A 7,817-nucleotide genomic window follows, 5' to 3' on the forward strand; every position below is an offset into this window, starting at 1 on the left:
GTTGAAGCGGTGGATTTCGTCGACGAACAGCAGGGTGCTTTGGCCGGCCATCCGCCGGGCCCTCGCCTGCTCGAACGCCTTCTTCAGGTCGGCGACGCCCGAGAACACGGCCGAGATCTGCTGGAACTCGTAGCCCCCGGCCTTGGCCAGCAGGCGGGCGATGGTGGTCTTGCCCGTTCCCGGAGGCCCCCATAGGATCATCGAGGCCAGGCGATGGGCGGCGGCCATGCGGCCGATGGGCCCCTCGGGACCCAGCAGGTGCTGCTGGCCCACCACCTCGTCGAGGCTTTGGGGCCGCAAACGGTCGGCCAAGGGAGCCGGCGCGTGAGGCGTCAGGCCGGCGGCCTGGAAGAGATCGGACATGAGTCCTTTCTAGCAGGCCGCCGGGGCCAAGTCGCCTCAGGTCACCAGACGGGCGGTGATCCGTTGGCCCTGACGCTCAATCGTCACGTTCCAGGCGCGGCCCTGCGCGGTAACGGCGGCATTGAGGTCGGCGACGCTGTTGATCGGTCGGCCGTTGATCTCGCGGACGAAGTCGCCGGGACGCAGGCCCGCGTTCAGGGCGTAGCCCTGGCCGATGCGGGTGATTAGCACGCCGCGACCGGCGAAGGGGTCGACGCCCAAGTCCTGGGCCACGGCCGGCGACAGGTTGACGACCGTGGCGCCGTCGAACGGATTGCGCCCTTTGATCACGCGCTCGTCACGGGCGGGGGTGTCCGGGGCGGCCTCGGCGCGGACGGTCAGGGTCTGGTCGCGCTCGCCGCGGCGGATCTGCATCGGCACGCGGTCGCCGACCTTGTGGGTGCCGATGGCGAAGGCCCCGCCGCCCTCGTCGTTCACCGCCTGACCGTCGATCGACAGGATGACGTCGCCTTCCTTCAGCCCCGCGCGATCGGCCGAGGAGCCGGGATAGACCTGCGCCACCAGCACGCCGCGCGGCGCGGTCATGCCCAGGCTGCGGGCGATCTCGGCGGTCACGGCTTGGCCCTTCACGCCCAGCCAAGGTCGCACGACGCTATGGCCGCCGCCGAGCGCGGCGTTGACCACCTGCTTGACCACGGCGGCCGGGATGGCGAAGCCGACCCCGCTCGACGAGCCGGAGCGCGAGATGATGAAGGTATTGATGCCGACGAGGTCGCCATCCATGTCGACCAACGGCCCGCCGGAATTGCCCGGATTGATCGCCGCGTCGGTCTGGATGTAGCTGCCAAAATCGGCGGCGCCGACATCGGTCCGGGCCAGGGCCGAGACGATGCCGTTGGTCACCGTCTGGCCAACGCCGAAGGGGTTGCCCATGGCCAGGACCAGGTCGCCGACTTCGAGCTGCTCCTGGTCGTCGATGGCCATGACCGGCAGGCGTTCGCCCTTGGTGTCGATCTTCAGCACCGCGAGATCGGCTCGAGGGTCGTCGAGCAGGACAGTGGCGGGAAACTCGCGGCGGTCGGCCAGCTGCACCGTGATGTCGCCGTTGCCTTCGACGATGCCTTCGATGTTGTGGTGGTTGGTGATGATCACCCCGTCGGCGCGGACGATCGCGCCCGAGCCCAGCGAGCCCTGCACCTGCTCGCGCGGCGCGCCGCCGCCCATGAAGAAATCCCAGAACGGATCGACGCGCTGGCGCACCACGCGACGGCTGGCGACGTTGACGACGGCCGGCGCGGCCTTCTTCACCACGGGCGAGAACGAGGCCTTCATAGAGGCCGGATCGCTGGGCGCGCGCCGGGTCGGCTGGGCCAGGTCAGGGATCGACTGGGCGTTCGAAGGCCCGCTAGGATTCGAACAGGCGGCCAGCAGAACGAGGGCGGGCAGCAGGGCGCGGAAATTGCGCATGGTCTTCAAGGACAGCTCCTCACGGTTCCTTGCGAACTCAACGAAGGTTTCTGGCGAGTCTAAGGCGGCGAAAGGTCAAGGTTTCGGCGTTGGCTTAAGGCTTCAGGCGGGATGCGGTTCCAGGGCTGGCGCGGGTCTGGCCTTGGCCCAGGCCAGCAGGGTCGCCAGCAGCATCAAGCTCGCGGCGATCAGCACGGGCAAGCCCGGCAGATGCAGGGTCGCGTCGTGGCGCACGGCGAAGGCGAACGGCAGCAGGAACAGCGACGGGCCAATCATCGAGGCGATCCCCATCAGGGCCGCGTTCGCGCCCTGCAGCTGGCCTTGCTCGTTCGGTGCGACGCGGCGGGTCATCAGGCCCTGCAGTCCGGGCTGGATCAGACCCGAGAACGCGAAGATCGGCAGGCCGCACAGATAAAGCAGCCCTGTCGGCGCCAGGGCGTAGATCGTGAATCCGGCGAAGCCCGAGAACAGACCGACCATCAGCGCGCCCCGCTCGCCAAGCTTGCGGACCGCCGGGCCCACGACCAGCCCCTGGATGATGACGCCGGAAATCCCGCTGACCATCAGCGTCAGGCCGACCGTGTCAGGCCCCCAGTTGTAGCGGAAGCCCATATACAGCACGAAGACGCTGGGCAGGACGTTGTGGGCCAGCTGGAATAGGAACCCGACGCCGGCCAGTCCCAGCAGTCCCGGATGCCGGCGCAGCAGTTGGAGCGAACCCAGCGGGTTGGCCTTCTTCCAGTCGAAGCGCGGTTGGCGGCGCTCGGGCGGCAGCGATTCCGGCAGCACGAAGAAGCCGTAGAGCCAATTGCACAGGGCCAGGCCCGCGCAGACCAGGAACGGCGCGCGATGATCCACATTCCAGAGCCAACCGCCCAGGGCCGGACCGAAGGTGAAGCCGATCCCGAACGCCGCGCCCATCAGGCCAAAGCCCTTGGCGCGGTTCTCGGGCGTGGTGACGTCGGCGACGTAGGCGCCGGCGGTCGAGAAGCTGGCCGCCGTCATGCCGTTGAAGATCCGGCCGACGAACAGCCACCAAAGGCTTGGCGCGAACGCCATGAACAGGAAGTCGACGCCAAGACCGAAGATCGAGGTCAGGATCACCGGGCGACGGCCGAAACGGTCCGACATCAGACCCAGGATCGGCGAGCAGACGAACTGCATTACGCCCCAGGTGGTGGCGAACAGCACATTCCAGTCGGCCGCCGTCGCCGTGTCGCCGCCGCCGAACGCCTTCACCAGATTGGGCAAGACGGGGATCATCACGCCCAGGGACAGGACGTCCATGATCGCGGTGATGAAGATGAAGCCCAGCGCCGCCTGGCGTTTGCCGCCCGTGATCTGCGTATTGGTCATGCCTCGCCCTCCCCGGCGGCTCCTAGTTGGCGGCTGTTCGCCCGTGTCGCAAGGCCCGCCAGCAGCGCCCGCCACCATTCGCCATGTCTGTGCAGGAAGACCGCATCGGGAAAACCGTGACGCGCGACGCTGTCGGCGGGGATGGCGTCCCAGCCGCGATGCTCGACCGTGACGCGGGTCCCGGCCTCCACGGGCTCGAAACGCACCTCGACCTCGGTCTCCACGCCGGGCGCGAAGCTGGCCTGACGCCAGCCGAAGACGAGGCGCGCGCCGCGCTCCCAGACCCGCACCTTCCCCACTTCGAAAACCTTGCCCGAGGCCAGCCGCTCGACCAGGCGATCGCCTTCGAAGGCCATGACACCTGGGGAGCGCGGGGTAAACGAGAACAGCGGATTGGGCCGCCACCACAGCGCGATGTCGTCGACGAAGGCGTCGAACACCGCCTCGGGCGAGGCCTGGATCCGCAGGGCGACCAGGATCCGAGAACTCATCGCGGCTTGGCCTCGATGTGCGTCTTCAACGCCGAGAGCTGGCCGGCCCAATGGCCCTCCGCCGCGTCCAGCCAAGCCTTCAGCTGGGCCATGGGCTCGGGCCGCAGGCTATAGACCCTGACCCGCGCATCGAACTCGGGATGGCTTTCCTCGACGAGGCCCGACTGACGCAGAGCGCGCAGATGCCGGCTCATCGCCGGCGGCGAGAGACCCAGGCTCTCGGCCAGCTCGCCCGCGCGGCGCGGCCTCTCTCGCAACAGATCGACCGCCCGTCGCCGATGCGGGTCGGCCAAGGCCGCCAGGGTTCGGTCCAGGGCGTCGTTCAAGCCTGAGCGTCCAGCAGGGCCTTCGGCGCGACATTGCGCCAGGCGTCCAACAGCGCGCCGCGCGCCGTGGCCTCGTTACAGGCGGAGAGACGCAAGCGCGTCGAGCCGCGCCTCCCCCAACCGCCCGGAACCGGAACAAAGATCCCGGGCTCGGCGGCCACGCGCATCTCCTGTTGATCGGGCGTCAGCTGAACCATGGCCCAATCCGCGTCCGGATTACCAAGCGTGGCGAAGATCTTCCCGCACCGGAAGTCGACCGTTCCCATGTGCGAGCTTTCGACCGCCCCAGGCAGCGCCAGGGCCAGCCGTCGAAAATCGTCGGGCGTGATCATGCGGAGGGCGCGCTGATCTTGTGGCCGCTACGCGCCTCCATCTCGGCGATCGACACGCTCTCTACAGGCGCGGCGACGGTCCAGATATGACCTTCGAGATCGAAGCAGCGATATGTGCGGTCGCCGTAAAACTGGTTCTCGGGCTCGGCGAAGATCACCGCCCCGGCCGCGCGAGCTCGCGCACAATGGGCGTCGACATCGCCGTCCATATGGATATGCACGGTCTGAGTGGTCTTTCCGCCAAGCGCGGCGGGACTGGAGATCTCTGGGCGCCAGGACGAGCCGATCATGACCGTCGACTGGCCAAAGGTCATTTCACAGTGGGCCAGGCGCCCCTGCTCGTCCTCGACCAGAAGGGCGACCTCGAAGCCGAACGCCTTTTCCAGCCACGAGACCGCGGCCTTCGGATCGTCATAGGCGAGGGCTGGGGTCAGTCCGGGATGGCGCATGGCGAGCTCCTTGCAGGAAGGAGCAATATTTAACGCATACTGAAACTAATTCGACAAGAACCAAAGAACATCGTTCTCGAAAGCGCGCGCCCGGAAAGGGCCGGGCGCGCGTCCGTCCGCACCGTCAGGCCGGTTCGAGCTCTTTTGCCTGTGCGCTGAGCTGCTTGACGTAGTCGTCCTCGTTCGTGAACGGGATTTCCTTCACGTCGATCAGCAGCCGCTGGTTGGAGCCGACGATCAGAATCTTGGGCAGGTACAGGCCGTTGAACGTGCCCTGAACGGTATAGGGCGTCGTTCCCTTGCCCAACGGACCCGTCCAGCCCATGACGTCGATGGCGAGCCCGCCCACGAAGTCGGGGTCACGCACCAGCTTGACGCCAGTGGTGAAGTTCGGGGCGTTCCCCTTCACGGTGACGGAAAAGAACCCCGGCGTCCGCAGGCCCGTCCACACGTAGGTGGCCTCGGCGGTGTCGAAAGGTTCGGGACCATAGAAACCCATAGCGTTCTCCCTAAGCTGGTTGAACCGCTCCTCTGGGCGAGGAAGCGCGGGCGTCGCCGACGGTCAGTGGCGCCTGCTTCCCTTATACATCGAAACCTCGCGCGATACGTTTCTTGGTTGCATTTATTGACCACAATCTCGCTATGCGCGAACTTCCGGCGGCTATTTGAGGGCCTGCCCCAGGACCGAGAGTGATCCGTCGCCGGTCTCGGCTCGAACGCCGGTGATCCTGGCCAGCAGGGGATAGACATCGACATTGTCGAACACGGGCAAGCGCACGCCGGACTTGAACGAGGGTCCGTGGGCGACGAACAGCGCGCGCATCATCGGGTCCTCGGGATCGAAGCCATGGGCGCCGCCATCCTTGCCGTCCCACTTGCCGGGCTTGGCCTTGGCCGCGCGGGTCGTCGTGTACCACCCGCGCTCCGACAGGCAGACGATGGCCGGCACGCGGGGGTTCTTGCCGTAGTGGAACCGCGCGGGAACCTTGCCCTTCTTCCAGCAGGTCATGTGCGGCAAACGCCGGCTCAGGAACGCGCGCTCGACGGCCGCTTCCTGGCCTTTCTCGGGCGAGAAGCTGGTCATCGCCCCCCGTGTCACCAGGTGGATCTTCGAGAGATCGATCAGATCGTCCAGCACGACACGATTGGCGGCGGGCAAGGGCGCCATGCCGTGATCGGCGACGATGATGATGTCGGTCGCCTCGAACCGCCCCCGCGCCTTCAGACCGTCCACCAGCCGCGCGACGGCCCGATCGAGTCTGACAAGGGCCGCGCGCAATTCGGGCGAGTCCGGCCCGTAGTGATGCCCTTCGGTGTCGGCCGCGTCGAAATAAAGCGTGGTGAAGGCCAGGGGCGGCCCGTCGGCGCTGTCCATCCAAGACAGGACCTGATCGATGCGGGCGTCGTAAGGCAGGGTTTCGTCGTACTTCATCCAGCGCGTCGGCCGCGCGCCGTCGATCTCGGTCTCCGAGCCGGGCCAGAACATGGCGGCGGCCGGCTTGCCCTGCTGGACCGCCGACACCCAGAAGGGCTTGGCCTGATTCCACCAGCGTGGGTCGTTGGCGGTCGGCCCATTCATCGTGAACTTCGGCCCGCCGATGACGGCGTCCTCCATCTCGTTGGCGACCACCCCGTGCCGGTCGGGACGCTTGCCCGTGACCAGGGTGTAGTGGTTCGGATAGGTCTGGCTGGGAAAGGAGGGCCGCATGGCCCCGCGAGCGCCGTCGTCGGCCAAGGCCCTGATCGTCGGCGTGGCGCCGCGATCCAGATAATCCGCCCGAAAGCCGTCCAGCGAAATCAGGATGGTCAGGTGCGGCGCCTTCTCCCGCGCTTCGGCGCTCCCGGTCAGGACGAGGGCGGCGGCGAAGACCATGAAGAGAAGACGGCGAAGGGCCATGACGGAAGCTCGGCAAGACGGTGGTTTCAGGCCTGATCCGTCATGGATGTTGCCGGCGTATGACGACCAATGTTCGCGCGAGGCGATGACGGCGACTTAACTTGGCGGCGCTCCGTCGGCTGGCCATAGTCCCCCCGTCGAGCCGAGTCGTTCGGCGTCCGGGATTCGTCGCATGTCGATCGCCCTCGAGGCCGACCGCCTCACCAAGACCTACGGGGCGGTGCGCGCCCTCGACGAGTTCTCCATCGCCATTCCCGCCGGCGGCGTATTCGGGGTCCTGGGCCCCAATGGCGCGGGCAAGAGCACGCTGTTCCGGATCGCCCTGGGCCTGGTGCGCCCCACCAGCGGCTCGGCCCGCCTTTTTGGAGCCGCCCCCGGCGACATCACCGCCCTGCGCAAGGTCGGGGCGATGATCGAGACCCCGCGCTATCCGCCCTACCTGACCGCCCGCGACACCCTGACCATGCTGGCGCTGGAAAGCGGCAGGAAGGACGCCGACATCGGCGGCTGGCTGGAGCGGGTCAGCCTGACCCACGCGGCCGACCGCGCCACCAGCGGCTTCTCGGTCGGCATGAAGCAGCGCCTGGGTCTGGCCGCCGCCTTCCTCACCAGGCCCGAACTCGTGATCCTGGACGAGCCGACCAGCGGCATGGACCCGGCCGGGATCCAGGAGATCCGCGCCCTGATCGTAGACCTGGCCAAGCGCGAGGGCGTCACGGTCATCCTGGCCAGCCACCAGCTGGACGAGGTCAAGCGCGTCTGTGACCGCGTCGCCATTCTCTCGCGCGGCAAGGTCGTGGCCGAAGGCGGCGTCTCTGAACTGACCGCCGGCGAGGCCCGCCTGCGCCTGACCCTGGCCTCTCCCCTCGCCCCGGCGCTGTCGGTGCTGGGCGCGCGCGGCGAAGCCGACGGGCCGGACGCCGTGCTGGCCGACATCCCGCGGGGCGAGGCGCCCGCTGTCATCCGCGCCCTGGTCGAGGCCGGCGCCGAGATCGTCGAGGCGCGCTGGCGCGAGGTCGACCTCGAGGGCGTCTATCTGAAATCGCTGGGGCAGACGCCCACGGCCACCTCGGAAGGAGCCGCCTGATGCTCGCCGACGCCATCGCCGCCGAACGCTTCCGCCTGCTGCGCGACCG

At 67.9% G+C, this 7,817-nt stretch carries 10 protein-coding genes; 1 reads left to right on the plus strand and 9 read right to left on the minus strand.

Going from position 1 to position 7,817, the window contains the following annotated elements; genetic code table 11:
• From Q0379_RS18535 to Q0379_RS18575, 9 genes are all read right to left on the minus strand, one after another.
• Positions 1-363, minus strand: a 363-nt coding sequence (locus Q0379_RS18535; RefSeq protein WP_299015018.1) for an AAA family ATPase, incomplete at its 3' end; no start/stop codon positions are given.
• Positions 364-399: 36 nt separating this feature from the next.
• Entirely contained in the window at positions 400-1,839 is a 1,440-nt protein-coding gene (locus tag Q0379_RS18540) for a Do family serine endopeptidase (RefSeq protein WP_299015021.1), read from the minus strand.
• Positions 1,840-1,932: 93 nt separating this feature from the next.
• A complete protein-coding gene (locus Q0379_RS18545; protein ID WP_299015024.1) occupies positions 1,933-3,186 on the minus strand; it encodes a TCR/Tet family MFS transporter in 1,254 nt (417 codons plus the stop codon).
• Positions 3,183-3,677, minus strand: coding sequence for an SRPBCC domain-containing protein (locus Q0379_RS18550; protein WP_299015027.1), 495 nt, complete (start codon positions 3,675-3,677; stop codon positions 3,183-3,185). The genes Q0379_RS18545 and Q0379_RS18550 overlap by 4 nt, the downstream gene beginning before the upstream one ends.
• On the minus strand, positions 3,674-4,003 hold the full coding sequence (locus tag Q0379_RS18555; RefSeq protein WP_299015030.1) for a metalloregulator ArsR/SmtB family transcription factor: 330 nt from the start codon (positions 4,001-4,003) through the stop codon (positions 3,674-3,676). The genes Q0379_RS18550 and Q0379_RS18555 overlap by 4 nt, the downstream gene beginning before the upstream one ends.
• Positions 4,000-4,335, minus strand: a complete 336-nt coding sequence (locus Q0379_RS18560; RefSeq protein ID WP_299015033.1) for an MmcQ/YjbR family DNA-binding protein — start codon at positions 4,333-4,335, stop codon at positions 4,000-4,002. Before Q0379_RS18560 ends, Q0379_RS18555 begins: the two co-directional genes overlap by 4 nt.
• Positions 4,332-4,784, minus strand: coding sequence for a VOC family protein (locus Q0379_RS18565; RefSeq protein WP_299015035.1), 453 nt, complete (start codon positions 4,782-4,784; stop codon positions 4,332-4,334). Before Q0379_RS18565 ends, Q0379_RS18560 begins: the two co-directional genes overlap by 4 nt.
• Before the next feature lie 124 nt (positions 4,785-4,908).
• Positions 4,909-5,283, minus strand: a complete 375-nt coding sequence (locus Q0379_RS18570; protein WP_299015038.1) for a hypothetical protein — start codon at positions 5,281-5,283, stop codon at positions 4,909-4,911.
• Between the two features lie 162 nt (positions 5,284-5,445).
• Positions 5,446-6,681 carry an ectonucleotide pyrophosphatase/phosphodiesterase gene (locus Q0379_RS18575; protein ID WP_299015044.1) on the minus strand — a complete coding sequence of 412 codons (1,236 nt, stop codon included), beginning with the start codon at positions 6,679-6,681 and terminating at the stop codon, positions 5,446-5,448.
• 172 nt (positions 6,682-6,853) lie between these two features.
• Between Q0379_RS18575 and Q0379_RS18580 the strand changes: the two genes are divergently transcribed.
• Positions 6,854-7,768: an ABC transporter ATP-binding protein gene (locus Q0379_RS18580; RefSeq protein WP_299015047.1), complete on the plus strand. Its 915-nt coding sequence runs from the start codon at positions 6,854-6,856 to the stop codon at positions 7,766-7,768.
• Positions 7,769-7,817 lie beyond the last annotated feature (49 nt).

The sequence above is a fragment of the uncultured Caulobacter sp. genome, assembly GCF_937900395.1.
Lineage (GTDB): Bacteria > Pseudomonadota > Alphaproteobacteria > Caulobacterales > Caulobacteraceae > Caulobacter.

What these genes read in the sequence shown, in the direction of transcription:
- Q0379_RS18545 (WP_299015024.1), bottom strand. Translation starts at nt 3,186, where the DNA reads ATGACCAATACGCAGATCACGGGCGGCAAACGCCAGGCGGCGCTGGGC.
- Q0379_RS18575 (WP_299015044.1), bottom strand. Translation starts at nt 6,681, where the DNA reads ATGGCCCTTCGCCGTCTTCTCTTCATGGTCTTCGCCGCCGCCCTCGTC.
- Q0379_RS18560 (WP_299015033.1), bottom strand. Translation starts at nt 4,335, where the DNA reads ATGATCACGCCCGACGATTTTCGACGGCTGGCCCTGGCGCTGCCTGGG.
- Q0379_RS18565 (WP_299015035.1), bottom strand. Translation starts at nt 4,784, where the DNA reads ATGCGCCATCCCGGACTGACCCCAGCCCTCGCCTATGACGATCCGAAG.
- Q0379_RS18550 (WP_299015027.1), bottom strand. Translation starts at nt 3,677, where the DNA reads ATGAGTTCTCGGATCCTGGTCGCCCTGCGGATCCAGGCCTCGCCCGAG.
- Q0379_RS18570 (WP_299015038.1), bottom strand. Translation starts at nt 5,283, where the DNA reads ATGGGTTTCTATGGTCCCGAACCTTTCGACACCGCCGAGGCCACCTAC.
- Q0379_RS18580 (WP_299015047.1), top strand. Translation starts at nt 6,854, where the DNA reads ATGTCGATCGCCCTCGAGGCCGACCGCCTCACCAAGACCTACGGGGCG.